Below are 13,082 nucleotides of genomic sequence, written 5' to 3' on the forward strand. Positions count from 1 at the left end.
TCTCCCAACTCATTTCTGTTCAGCCAGCCGGACCAGCATCATTCCTGAAGGCACCGGCGGCGATGATTAATCCGCCCAGTAAAGGCGCATGGGGTTATCAATTAATAATTTACGCTGTAACGCTTCTGTGGGGGCGATTTTAGGGATCATATCCACCAGGTGCCCGTCATCCGGCATATGTGTTTTCATGTTCGGATGCGGCCAGTCTGTTCCCCACAGTACGCGGTCTTCAAAACGGGTAACCACTTCACGGGCGAACGGCACTACGTCTTCGTAGCCGCCTTCCGGCCCTACAATGGACAAGCGCTCAGGACAACTTACTTTTGACCAGAAATTCTTATTCTCTTCCAGCAGTTTCAGAAACAGAGCAAACTCAGGTCCGTCTACCGGTTTTGTTACGTCAGGCCGGCCCATGTGATCAACCACAACAGTGGTAGGCAGGCTGGTGAAGAAATCATACAGCTCAGGCAGTTCCTGAGATTCAAAATAAATCACGATATGCCAGCCAAGAGGCTTAATTTTCTCAGCGATAGTGCCCAACGAGTCGAAGGGCAGCGCGTCTACTAACCGCTTCACAAAGTTAAAGCGAACGCCCCGTACACCAGCGGCATGCAGAACCTGAAGCTCTTCATCAGTAATATCCGCTTTTACGGTAGCAACGCCGCGGGCAAGACCATCAGAATGGTTTAGTGCGTCAACCAGTGCACGGTTGTCAGCGCCGTGGCAGGTAGCCTGAACAATAACGTTGCGGCTGAAACCCAGATAATCACGTAATGCCCACAACTGATCTTTAGACGCGTCGCATGGCGTGTACTTGCGCTCCGGCGCGAAGGGGAATTCATTACCGGGACCAAACACATGGCAATGGGCGTCAACAGCACCTTCCGGTACGACAAACTTCGGCTTCGACGGTGACTCGCACCAGTGCAGCCAGTCGGCATCAACAGTAAAACCACTCATTAATTCATTCTCCTGCTGACAGTGAAAGGAGCGCAAAATAATTCAGGCACCGGATTTCGCTGTCAGAAACGATTCAGTTGCGGCGTAATAACTACAAGCCGTTTCAGGGCTAACAGTATGCTACCGCGAATTAACAGATGCTGTTAAGAAATGCGACGACAGACATTAGTTTTTTCTATAACGATACGAAAAATACAAGTAAAAAAGCACTATTTACAATTCAGTTTTTTAAATAAGAATTAAAAGGCTTTCGCCCCTTTCATCAGCATTCAAAACAGATTTTACAGCCATAAATAAATTGTCATAAACAGATACCAGTGCAGCAGAACTTTTACAGCTCACTCCGGCGTCTGAATTCCCCCGCCGTAGTACCTTCCGCCTGTTTAAAGAAACGACAGAAATAACCGGTATCTTTGAACCCTAAAGTATCAGCAATTTCATCCAGCGATTGCCGGGTGTAAATCAGTCGCCGCTTCGCTTCATTTACCAGTCTTTGGTGGATCAGCTTTTTCGGGGTGGTATTGAGATGCTGCTGACATATGCGGCTAAGGGTAGAGACAGAAATGTACAATTTAGACGCATAATCATTCACATTCAAATGTTGCTGATAATGTTTGTCGATGAGCTCGCGGAAACCCAGCAATACCCTGGAGTCCCGGCCCGATGTACCGGCAAGATTACGGGCTGTATTTTGTTGCCTGGCAACCAGCACAAACAAAAGTTTAAGCAACATATGGATGCTCACTGTGGCGCCGGGATCATTACTGCGCATTTCACCGGCCAGCATATGCAGATAAGCAACGAACCGTTCAGACTGATGCTTGTCCTGAAATTCAATAGCTTGTGAAGACCATACTGCACCGGTAAAGTCCGCGATAGCGCTGTCACTGCGCAATGCATTTACCACATCGGCATTAACAGAGAGCACGTAGCCGTTGGTGTCCGGCGCGAAGGTAAATCCGTGCACTACGCCGGGTGGTAGTGTCACTACCCAGTCTCCCTGAAGCGTCAGCTTTTCATCATCCCGTTGCACTGTCCATTCATCATCAAACACACAAATAAGCTGGAATAATTTGCCGTGGCGGTGAGGCGAAATCTCCCATCCCAGTCCCGCACTGCGGGCGCGGATATCTTCCAGATGAACGAAGTCAGCACTGAGCTTTAAGAACGACTCACCATACAAATCATAGAAGGGGATCTCATCTGGTTTCACGGCGAAAGAGTACTTCACGAAGGAAAATTATGATTAAAAAGTACAACAGCTATTTACAAAACCCAAGGTTTTTTACATCCTGCAAGTCATCCCGAACTATCAAGCAATCATTTTCAATCCATAATAATCATATCTGATATTTATATTTTCGATATCACGTAGAGAATTGCCCCCCAGGAAAACCTTATTCAGCCTGACCTCACAGGGCATGCATAGTCTGAACTAATACATTATTAAAAATATAGTATTTTACTTTTGTATACGCATTGTTAAATCTTGGTAACAAATTACACACCTGTCGGTTAATACTGAGAGTTATAACGATGAAAACACCCATGCCACTACACAAACTTTCTCTTGCTGTTATTGCAGGATTAAGCGTTTCAATGAGCGCCACTGCCATTGCTCAGGACACACAAACAGAAGACGAGGAAGACGTAGAAGTCATTTCCGTTACCGGTACGTTGATCGAAGGGGTTAATCCCGTCGGTTCCAACGTCATCGGTTTGAATCAGGAAAAAATCATTGAGCAGGGTGTGACCTCTGCTACCGATTTGCTTCGCCGCATTCCACAAATGGCAGACTTCAACGCCGTGCCGGAAAATACCCTCACAGCCTCAATTCCTTTTGAGCCACCGCAAATTCGCGGTATTGGCGGCTTGAGCGGAATGGCTACTCTGGTCATGTTGGGGGGGAATCGCCTTGTTCCGGTTGGCCCGATGAACTGGGTTGATTCGTCGATGATCCCCGCAAGTTTGCTTGAGCGCGTAGAAGTGATTCCCGACGGTGGTTCGTCTATCTACGGTTCTGATGCCGTTGCCGGTGTCATTAACTTCATTCCGAAGAAAGACATGGAAGGCGGCGAAGTTAGCGTGCAGTATGGTATGGGTGCGGGGGACTACGACCGCATTGATATTTCCGGCGGCTTCGGCACAAGCTGGGATAAAGGCACACTGGTTACTGCATTTTCTTACGGTGACCGTTCACCGATGTACGGTAAAGATCAGGACTTCATTAAAGAAGATCTCACGAATGTTGGCGGTGCAGATTACCGTTCTACGTCCTGTACGCCCGGTAACATTCTGTTAGACGACACCTTATATGGTTTGCCTGGCGTGGATGCATCATCACCGAACTACTGTTCTACCTACGACGACCAGTCTTATTATCCGGAAGAAGAGCGTTATTCACTGTTCGCCAACCTGACTCAGGAACTGTCCAGCCGCTTAAGCCTGGATGTGCTGGCGTACTATTCACGCCGTGAAGCCACCGATTACGATCCTTCAGATATTCGTGCTTCCGCAACGATCACTGCTGACAACCCGTATTTTATCGCTGTGGGTGATGAGACCTCTAACACCGTTTCATTCTCTTACGCGGATGTATGGGGTAGCGCCGGCGCAAACCCGTCCATGTATGAGCAATGGCAGGTTACGCCAACCCTCACCTATCAGCTTACCGATACCTGGAAAGTTAAGGGTACCGTGAACTACGGTAAAAGTACGTCGTACTATCACGACTACTCCATCAACGCGAATGCGCAACTTGCTGCACTTTCTGCCAGTACCACTGAGACAGCGCTAAACCCTTATGATGTGTCGCAAACCAGTGCCTCTGTGCTGGCAGGGATTAATAACTGGCTTGACGACACCAGCACCGATCAGGATTTAACGGAATTCAAAGTCATCGCCAACGGCGACATGTTTGAAATTGCCGGCGGTATGATGCGGGCAGCGGTTGGCTCAGAATACCGTGAAGAATCCTTCTATCAGTCGGTAACGGCTGGCGAAGTAGGTAACCCTTCTACTTCTTCAGTACGCGACATCGACCGTAACGTTAAGTCGGTATTTGGTGAAATCTACATCCCGCTTGTTGGTGATGACAACATGATGCCGGGTATCCAGCATCTGGACGTGTCTATCTCAGGCCGTTACGACAAGTACAACGATGTTGGCTCAAGCTCAAACCCGAAAATCGCAGTGACCTGGAACCCTACCGAAGACGTTACCGTTCGCGGTACCTGGGGCACGTCTTTCCACGCCCCGGCACTGGCTGATTTAGCGGCACCGCTGCAATATGAATTGTTCCTGCCAATCAGCCCGCTGCGTTCATCAGACAGCCCGTTCTTCCCTGATTTCTTTAAGCCGTCATTTACTTTAAGCGGTGCGTCAGAAGGTATAAAGCCTGAAACCGCAGAAACCATGTCGTTAGGGACTGACTGGTACGTCACCGACTCCACGAAGGTGTCACTGACTTACTGGAGCATTGCATACGAGGACCGTCTGGATCAAAACGCTGGTTTCTACTTCGGCCCGGCTTATTACGATGCAGAAGTGAACGAAGACTACTACATTGTGAACCCGTCATCGGTGGAAGAAATCATCGCAAAATTCGGCGACTTCCCTACCCAGGGTTACGAGAGTCTGCAAGCCATGGTAGATATTTACGGCTTACCTTATGTGGTGAGCGACCAGCGTAAATCGAACATGGGCGCGTACGAAGTTGATGGCTTGGACTACTCGGTACAATGGTTCGGCGATATCGATTTAGGCGAACTGGACTTCTCATTAAGCGGTACCTACATCATGAACCGTGACAAAGAGAACGTAAAAGGCGCAGGCTTTAACGACACGCTGGCACTGGGTGATTTCAACGAAGCCATTTCAGCGTTCAACAGTGTGGCTACACTGGGCTTGCGTCGTGACGACTGGTACTTCTCCGGTACGGTTTACTACCGTGGCAGTGCTGATGTAGCAGAGGAACATATCGATTCCTACACCACCTTGTCGCTGTTCGCCAGCTACGACTTCAGTATGGATACGCAGGTGACGTTCAACATAGATAACGTAACGGACGAAGATCCTCCGTTCCGTAACATCGATGAGGGTGTGGCTTATAAGAGCATGGGCCGCTTCTTATCTGTTGGCTTCAGAACCCGTTTTTAATTTATCTTCCTACGCGGAGGGCTGCCACGAAAGTGCCAGCCCTCGTTATCATTTTTAAGGGGCAAGTTTATGACCAAACCCGTAAACCCGTTTCTGTTCACATTATCCAAAGTGGCGCTGGGCCTTTCTCTGCTTTCATTTAACAGTACTGGAACCACACTCGAAGACGACTTCATCACCCCGCCCCAATCCGCTAAACCTTTAGTGTGGTGGCACTGGATGAACGGTAACGTTACCCGTGAAGGAATTGAAAAAGATCTCGCCTGGATGGATAGGGTTGGTATTGGCGGTGTGCAGAACTTCGATGCCCAGCTCATGACACCTAAAATTGTCGATACTGCACTGGAATATATGACACCGGCCTGGAAAGACACTTTTGAATACGCGCTGGGCGAAGCGAATAAGCACAATTTTGAATTCGGCATTGCCGCCTCGCCGGGCTGGAGTGAAACCGGTGGTCCCTGGGTAAAGCCTGCAGACGGTATGAAAAAGTTGGCGTGGAGCGAAATTACCATTGACGCCAGACAGAAAAAAGCCGTTCGGGTGCCGCAACCGCCTCAAAATACGGGTGCGTTCCAGGATTTCTATGGCGCAGAGGAAATTTTTGCTGATCCTACACATGCCGAAAAAGAGACACCGGTTTACTACAAAGATATTGCCGTTATCGCCTTCCCTGTTCATGAACAGCGCATTCAGCCTGTTTCCGTAACAACCAACAATGACGACGAACTCGACCTCGGTATATTGTCTGACGGTTCATACAGCAGCGCGACCAAAACACAGTCTCATCCGGACAAAGACGTTGAAATCACCTTTGATTTTGGTGAGCTAAAAAGCGTTCAAAGCCTGTCGTTTGCCATGCCACCACCGGGTATGTTTATTCCGGCGCCCTTTTTACCCACGCTGCAAGCCAGTGAAGACGGCGTAACGTTTGCCCCTGTGGCAACCATTCCTGTAGGAACAACCGCGCAAACCACGATCAGTTTTCCGGAAGTTAAAGCGCGATTCATGCGTATCGTGATGTCGCGTAACCCGAACGGCAAATTTTCCCTACCATCGTCATCTGCGCCCGGCGCTGCACCACCTCCGGGCTTTAATTTACCTACCGGAGAAGCAAAATCAGAGCCGGTAGATTTGCTGGAAGTAGCCTTTTATCCGCAAGCCAGAGTGCATCGTTTTGAAGACAAAGCCGGCTTTGGTATTGCCCCGGACTATCACACGCTGTCTAATCAACACGCTGGTGAAGGCGTGCCTGCGGACGCTGTTATCGATATTACTAGTAAGCTGAATGCAGACGGTTCACTTAACTGGCACCCGGAAAAAGGCTTGTGGAAAATTATCCGCATTGGTTACAGCCTGACAGGTAAAGAAAATCACCCTGCCACAGAAGCCGCCACCGGCCTTGAAGTCGACAAATACGATGCCAGCGCGGTGAGTGCCTATATTGATCACTACCTCGACATGTACAAAGATGCCAGCGGTCAATATGCATTGGGAGAAGGCGTAAAAGCGCTGCTGAATGACAGTATTGAAGTCGGTGCATCGAACTGGACACCAAAAATGTTTGAAGAATTCAAACAACGCCGCGGTTACGACTTAACCCCCTGGTTACCGGCACTGGTTGGTGTGGTTATTGGCAGCGCTGAACAAACCGATAAATTTCTCTACGACTACCGCTTAACCTTAGGCGAAATGCTGGCAGATAATCACTATGCGGTGATCAGCAAGCGGGTAAAAGAAGCTGGCCTTATCCATTATTCTGAAGCACTTGAGAACGGCCGTCCGACACTGGGTGACGGCATGCGTATTCGCCGGAACGCGGACGTTCCGATGGCGGCTATGTGGTCTTTTGATACTGATAAGCAGGTTGGCCCTCAACCACAATACTGGGCGGACATCCGGGAAGCCGCCTCTGTAGCGCACGTGTACGGGCAAAACCTGGTCGCCGCTGAGTCACTGACATCGGCCTCTTCTCCCTGGGCGTTCTCACCCCGGGATTTGCAGCCCATGATCGACATGGAATTTGCGCTGGGTGTAAACCGCCCCATTATTCACACATCGGTTCACCAACCCAAAGATGAAGGCCCGGGTCTGAGTTTATTTGTGTTTGGTCAGTACTTTAACCGCCTGGAGACCTGGGCTGATTATGCTAAACCCTGGGTAACTTATATCAGCCGCAATGCCTACATGTTACAGCAAGGTCATTTCAAAGCAGATGTGGCCTATTTTTATGGTGAAGATGCTCCTCCAACATCCCTGTATCTGGATAAGCCATCTAAAGATGTGCCACTGGAGAATGCTTATGACTATGTGAACAATGATGTCATAACGGATTTACTGCAGAACTGCGGGGCAGAGCTGTGCACAGATTCCGGCCAGCGCTATGCCGTGTTGTATCTTGGCGGCACCTCGCAATACATGACGCTGCCGGTTCTTGAACGCATTGCTGAACTGGTAGCGAATGGTGCCACCGTTATCGGCAAAAAACCACTGGCCAGCCCGTCGCTGGCAGATGATGCCACCCGATTTACCGATCTTGCTAATAAACTGTGGAGCGGCAAAACCGGTAAAGGCCGTGTGATTAATGCCGACGACGTAGAGAGCGGTATTAAAGAAGCCGGTGTCACACCGGATTTCCGTTACACAGGCAAGCACGAAGATACCACGGTATTCTTTGTTCACCGTGAAACTGACAATGAAGACATCTACTACTATACCAACCGCAAAAACCGTGACGAGCCGGTAACACTGTCCTTCAACGTGTCTGACAGAAAACCGTATCACTACAACGCCGTTACCGGCGCGATTACGGCTTTAAACAGCACAGTAAAAGACGGGCTCACCGTGATTGAAAAGACGCTGGCGCCTTACGAGTCTGGATATGTGGTGTTCGGTGATTCGCCGGCGAACGTGGATAAAGTGGCCTCATCATTCAGTAATACAAAAACGCTGAAAGACCAATGGCAGATGACCTTCCAGAAAGACCGGGGCGCGCCAGCCAAAGCTACTTTGTCTGCCGGGAACTGGGCTGAGTCTGACGACACCGGTATCCGTTACTTCTCCGGTACCGCCAGCTACACCCAATCTTTCAACATCGATAAGGCTATGCGGGGCAAACCTGTACAGCTGCATATTGAAGATGTGCGCGATGTGGTGGAAGTGGTAGTGAACGGACAGGTGGTGAATACGCTGTGGAAGCCGCCCTTTGAAGTAGATGTATCGGACTACCTGACAGCCGGTGAGAATACGGTAACGCTGAATATCACGAACCTGTGGGTGAACCGCTTAATCGGTGACGCCCAGCCGGATGTGAAGCAAAAGTACACCTTCACCACCCTGCCCGCCTACGTGCCGGATGCACCGCTTCGACCTTCTGGCCTGTTGGGCGATGTGTCGCTGAAGTGGTAAATGTTTTTGAACTTAAAAAGCCCCGGCCTTCACCGGGGCAACACCACTGACACATGGGTGCAAAGACGTTTTTGAACTTAATGTGCGTAATCGTTAAGCGCGAGACGGATGGTAATGGCAGCGACAACACCACCCAGACAAATCCCCCAAATTGTTTTTACTACAGCGGCTGTACTGAACGAAAGGGTGTCGATATTTACTGCAAAAGTGAGTAACGCAAAGAAGCTTAATGACAGTGCCGCACCAAAAACAGCAAACACCAGTGCCCGAAGCACCGGATGGGACGGTAACCAGGATGTGTGGCCGGATTGTCCGTTGATGTGCAACTGGCCGTTGCGGATGCGCTTGCGGGTAAGAAACGAGGGAAAGAAAGCGCCCATAAAGCCGATTGCCAGCCCCTGAGGAATGCTGTCAATAAACAGACCGTTGTCGCCCTGCATAGGCACCACGTCCAGCCCGCCGAAGATCAGGAAAACAAAAAACAAACTGAATAAGCCGTTGATGACCGCTCCTACCACGGTTTCAACGCTTTTGTAGCGGTTCAGGGTCATATCACTCATTTTGTTATTATCCTTTTCAAGTTTTTAACAAAATGTAACTTACGTAATTTCTTCAATACGAACAAATTATTTATTTGATGCCATGTATTGATAAAAACTATATATAAAAAATCCCCGAACCGTTCGCCCTGCTTGCGGGTTGTGTCAGGTTTAACCATTAACTCAGACTATACAACCGTCAAAAATGATTATTATTCCTGAAGATTGATTCACGTTATTTTTACAGTTGAGAAATTAATTTTTGACATCAGGACGTAACATGATCAACCGCAGACAATTCCTTGCCATGGCCTCTGCCACAATGAGCGCCCCGCTTTTTGCCAAAGCCGCCTCTTTATCTTTACCGGCTGGCGGTCAGTTTCCCGACGATTTTCTTTGGGGTGCAGCAAGTGCAGGTCATCAGGTTGAAGGTAACAACGTTAATTCAGATATCTGGTTACTGGAGAACGTAAAACCCACGCTTTTTAAGGAGCAGTCCGGTGATGCCTGTAACAGTTTTGAGTTGTGGGAAACCGATTTGGATTTGTGCAGCAATCTGGGATTCGGCGCTTACCGTTTTTCCATTGAGTGGGCACGCATTGAGCCGGAGCCAGGCCTGTTCAGCCAGGCAATGATTGACCATTACAAACGCATTATCGACGGCTGCCACAAGCGCAACATGGTACCTCTGGTGAGCTTTAATCACTTTGCCAGCCCGGTATGGTTTGCAGCCCGTGGCGGCTGGACCAACCCGGAAGCGCCAGCCCTGTTCGCCAACTATTGCAGTAAAGTTGCCACACAGCTGGCTGATGGTATTGGCTACGCGGTTACTTTTAACGAACCTAACTTACTTCGCCTGCTAAAAGTGCTCGGCGTACCGCCTTTCGTGTGGGATATGCAGGAAAAAATGCTGGCAGCGGCAAGCAAAGCCACGCAATCAGAGCATTTTACCGGCCTGAATGCTGCGCGCTTACAAGATTTAGATGTAATGAACCCTATTCTTATTGAAGGACACAAAGCCGCGCGTCAGGCCATTAAAGCAGAACGAAGTAACCTCGACGTGGGTTTTACCCTCGCGATGCTGGATGATCAGTCTACAGGACCGGATTCTGTGCGTAACGAGATGCGTAAATATAATTACGGCGACTGGCTGAAAGTTGAAGAGACTGACTTCATCGGCGTACAAAACTACGAGAGAGTAGTGTGGGACAAGAACGGTCATGTCCCTACCCCCGACGATGCTGAGAAGAACTATTCAGGCAGTTGGATAGACGCAACTTCTCTGGCCAACTGTGTTGCCTACACATACGCGGAAACGGGCAAGCCAATCATTGTTACTGAACATGGGATCGGCACAGAAGATGACAGTCAGCGTGAACGCTTTATCTCTAACTCACTTAAACATCTGCAGAGTGTGATTGATAAGGGCGTGCCGGTAAAAGGTTACATTCACTGGACGCTGCTGGATAACTTCGAGTGGGTTTCTGGCTACGAACCGAAGTTCGGCCTGCACACTGTGGACAGAAAAACCTTTGAGCGGAAGCCAAAGCCCAGCGCGCTGGCTTATTCCAAAATTCTCAAGCAGAACCGTGTGTAGTCCGGCATGCTGACTCTATGCGCCTCGCCAGGCGCCTGCTCTCAAATATCCATTGTTATGCTGGAAAAAGCGCAGGCAAATTATGCCCTGCGCGCGGTACATCTTGCTAAAGGCAACCATAAAACGGCGGAGTATTTAGCTTTAAATCCTAAGGGAAAAGTACCGGCTCTGCTCTCTGACACGGGCGTGATTACAGAAACCCCGGCCATATTGCTGTTTCTGCACGCACACTATCCGGATGCAGGGATACTGCCCGCTGACATCAACAACGTGGAAGCAGTGAGCGATCTGGCCTGGTTTGCCAGCTTCGTTCACCCGCTGATCACCCGTTATTGCAAGCCGGACTTACTGGGCGTAACCACTGACGTTGATGCAGTGAAAGATGTAGCAGCATCGCAGTTAAAATCAGCGTATCAAACCGCAGAGAAGCGTTTGAAAGCCACGCCTTACTGGTATGGTGACGACTGGAGTGCTGCAGACGCTTATCTGTTCTGGACGGTAAACCGGCTGAAACGTGCAGGCTTTGATTTTTCAGAGTTTGAATACGTTATTCAGCACTATCAGCAAATGCTGGCAAGTCCGGTAATTAAACGGGCACTGCTGAAGGAAAAGGCGCTTTAGCTTAACGTATAGCGCAAATAAAAACGGGACGCCTGATAAGCGTCCCGTTTTCGTTTTTAAGATATCAGTAACCTGTCACTGAGGAGACAAACGAACTGATTTCATCCCGTAAACGGGTATCAGACGTACCCAGATGGCCGGCCACTGAATAATGATTATGTCCGGACAGGAGCATGCTTCTGTCGAGAATATGATTTGCCTGCAACCGCTCCTGTAATAATCCGATACATTCCTTCTGGAAGCGTTCGGGGTCGAGCTCTGTACAGGCAATGAATAAGGGCACAGTCGTTGAAATGAGTGCAGGCAAAGGCTTGCGGGAGTCATATCCGGCTGCATCACCATAGTACAGCGTGTCACGATCATCCAGCGGAGTAATGCCGTACAAACCGGATAATAGCACCGCACCGGTGATGTCTGATTTACCCGGATTCAGTTGCAGATACGTCGCCACATGACACGCGCCGGCGGAGGTACCGCACAGGATAATGTTATCAGCATCACCGCCATACTGAGCCACATTGGACTTAAGCCAGCTAACCACGCGGGTAACATCTTCACCACCGGCAGGCCAGGTAAAATCAGGGGCAAGGCGATAGTTGATGACGATACCCAGCCAGCCCTGTTCTGCTGCCATACGACCCACGCAGGCGTTATACCAGCGCTCGCTATCGCCCTTATCGCCTTTCAGAAAACCGCCACCGTGAACAAAAACAAACACCGGCTTTGACACACCGTTTTGGCTGCCTGCGCCATAAATATCCAGCACATGGCGCTCATGGTCGCCATATGCCACATCAACGGCACTGGCGGGCTGCTTTGCCACCAGCTGACGTTGCTCGTCACCCAGAATGGCCAACAGACCTTCCATCACGGGCGGGCCGAGTTCACGACCCAGACGGCGGATTTGTTCACTTACCGCGGTGTTTTCCATGGTTTATTTTCCTGCCTGATGCTTAACAACTATTCAGCGGTGATGGTATTCACCAGCTTGCCCATAGGACCAATTTCCACCGACACCGTGTCGCCCGGCTTCATCCACAGTGGCGGATTGCGTTTCGCGCCAACACCGCCCGGTGTGCCGCTGGCAATCACGTCACCGGGTTTAAGCGGCGTGAAACTGGAGATATATGCAATCACCGTTGCGATTGGGAAGATCATATCGCCGATGGGCTGTTGTTGCACGATGTCGTCGTTCAGGCGCGTAGTAACCTGGACCTCAGAAAGGTCACCGGCTTCGTCCGGCGTTACCATATAAGGACCGAAGGGACCGGTAGTGGGGAAATTTTTGCCCGGTGTAAACTGGCGGGTGTGCCACTGCCAGTCACGTACAGACGCATCATTGAAACAGGCATAGCCGGCAACATGAGACATGGCATCCTGCTCAGAAATATAACGGCCACCTTTGCCGATGATCACAGCCAGTTCACCTTCGAAATCCAGCTGCGTTGACACCTTTGGCATCACGATGGGCTGATTGTGACCAGACAGGGAATCTGCAAAGCGCACGAAAATTGACGGATGATCAGTGGCAGCGCGGCCTGTTTCCTGTCTGTGAGTCTCGTAGTTATGACCCACACAGAACACTTTATCAGGATTCGGCACAACCGGACCTAATGTGACATCAGCCAGGCTGAGCGTCGTTTCGCTGTTCAGCGATGACAGGGTGCCTTCCGTAATGGCCGTTTTTAAATCAGCCGCCTGTGCAGATAAATCGGTGATCACATCACCGTCAAGACGGCCAAAGCCCTGTTGGCCACTGGCGGTAGTAAAGCTTACGTATTTCATAAAATAAATTCCTG

At 49.9% G+C, this 13,082-nt stretch carries 9 protein-coding genes; 4 read left to right on the top strand and 5 right to left on the bottom strand.

All coding sequences use genetic code 11. The annotated features are described in order from the left end of the window. Positions 1-66 precede the first annotated feature (66 nt). Together ACXAGR_RS07790 and ACXAGR_RS07795 are read right to left on the bottom strand one after the other, a co-directional pair. Positions 67-960: an amidohydrolase family protein gene (locus ACXAGR_RS07790; RefSeq protein WP_474843872.1), complete on the bottom strand. Its 894-nt coding sequence runs from the start codon at positions 958-960 to the stop codon at positions 67-69. A gap of 331 nt (positions 961-1,291) precedes the next feature. Continuing rightward, positions 1,292-2,173, bottom strand: coding sequence for a helix-turn-helix domain-containing protein (locus ACXAGR_RS07795; RefSeq protein ID WP_474843874.1), 882 nt, complete (start codon positions 2,171-2,173; stop codon positions 1,292-1,294). Between the two features lie 335 nt (positions 2,174-2,508). Here ACXAGR_RS07795 and ACXAGR_RS07800 point away from each other — a divergent pair, with 335 nt between their 5' ends. Further along, positions 2,509-5,118 (top strand): TonB-dependent receptor plug domain-containing protein, encoded by a 2,610-nt coding sequence (locus ACXAGR_RS07800; protein WP_474849157.1) that lies wholly within the window; start codon positions 2,509-2,511, stop codon positions 5,116-5,118. 69 nt (positions 5,119-5,187) lie between these two features. Then, positions 5,188-8,526 (top strand): glycosyl hydrolase, encoded by a 3,339-nt coding sequence (locus ACXAGR_RS07805; RefSeq protein WP_474849159.1) that lies wholly within the window; start codon positions 5,188-5,190, stop codon positions 8,524-8,526. 77 nt (positions 8,527-8,603) lie between these two features. Here the strand turns inward: ACXAGR_RS07805 and ACXAGR_RS07810 are convergent, their stop codons facing one another. Continuing rightward, positions 8,604-9,086 (bottom strand): hypothetical protein, encoded by a 483-nt coding sequence (locus ACXAGR_RS07810; protein ID WP_474849161.1) that lies wholly within the window; start codon positions 9,084-9,086, stop codon positions 8,604-8,606. Between the two features lie 259 nt (positions 9,087-9,345). Here ACXAGR_RS07810 and ACXAGR_RS07815 point away from each other — a divergent pair, with 259 nt between their 5' ends. After that, positions 9,346-10,662: a glycoside hydrolase family 1 protein gene (locus ACXAGR_RS07815; RefSeq protein ID WP_474849163.1), complete on the top strand. Its 1,317-nt coding sequence runs from the start codon at positions 9,346-9,348 to the stop codon at positions 10,660-10,662. A gap of 6 nt (positions 10,663-10,668) precedes the next feature. Beyond that, complete coding sequence (locus ACXAGR_RS07820; RefSeq protein ID WP_474849165.1) at positions 10,669-11,283, top strand: glutathione S-transferase family protein; 615 nt, start codon at positions 10,669-10,671, stop codon at positions 11,281-11,283. A 64-nt stretch (positions 11,284-11,347) separates the two neighbouring features. Here the strand turns inward: ACXAGR_RS07820 and ACXAGR_RS07825 are convergent, their stop codons facing one another. Further along, positions 11,348-12,214, bottom strand: a complete 867-nt coding sequence (locus ACXAGR_RS07825; protein ID WP_474843886.1) for an alpha/beta hydrolase — start codon at positions 12,212-12,214, stop codon at positions 11,348-11,350. Positions 12,215-12,243: 29 nt separating this feature from the next. After that, on the bottom strand, positions 12,244-13,068 hold the full coding sequence (locus ACXAGR_RS07830; protein ID WP_474843888.1) for a fumarylacetoacetate hydrolase family protein: 825 nt from the start codon (positions 13,066-13,068) through the stop codon (positions 12,244-12,246). Positions 13,069-13,082: the final 14 nt, after the last annotated feature.

The organism is Alteromonas sp. ABH4_457, assembly GCF_056160625.1.

Excerpts from the sequence above, each read along its gene's own strand:
- ACXAGR_RS07820 (WP_474849165.1), top strand. The coding sequence starts at position 10,669 with ATGCTGACTCTATGCGCCTCGCCAGGCGCCTGCTCTCAAATATCCATT.
- ACXAGR_RS07830 (WP_474843888.1), bottom strand. The coding sequence starts at position 13,068 with ATGAAATACGTAAGCTTTACTACCGCCAGTGGCCAACAGGGCTTTGGC.
- ACXAGR_RS07790 (WP_474843872.1), bottom strand. The coding sequence starts at position 960 with ATGAGTGGTTTTACTGTTGATGCCGACTGGCTGCACTGGTGCGAGTCA.
- ACXAGR_RS07825 (WP_474843886.1), bottom strand. The coding sequence starts at position 12,214 with ATGGAAAACACCGCGGTAAGTGAACAAATCCGCCGTCTGGGTCGTGAA.
- ACXAGR_RS07800 (WP_474849157.1), top strand. The coding sequence starts at position 2,509 with ATGCCACTACACAAACTTTCTCTTGCTGTTATTGCAGGATTAAGCGTT.
- ACXAGR_RS07815 (WP_474849163.1), top strand. The coding sequence starts at position 9,346 with ATGATCAACCGCAGACAATTCCTTGCCATGGCCTCTGCCACAATGAGC.
- ACXAGR_RS07805 (WP_474849159.1), top strand. The coding sequence starts at position 5,188 with ATGACCAAACCCGTAAACCCGTTTCTGTTCACATTATCCAAAGTGGCG.
- ACXAGR_RS07810 (WP_474849161.1), bottom strand. The coding sequence starts at position 9,086 with ATGAGTGATATGACCCTGAACCGCTACAAAAGCGTTGAAACCGTGGTA.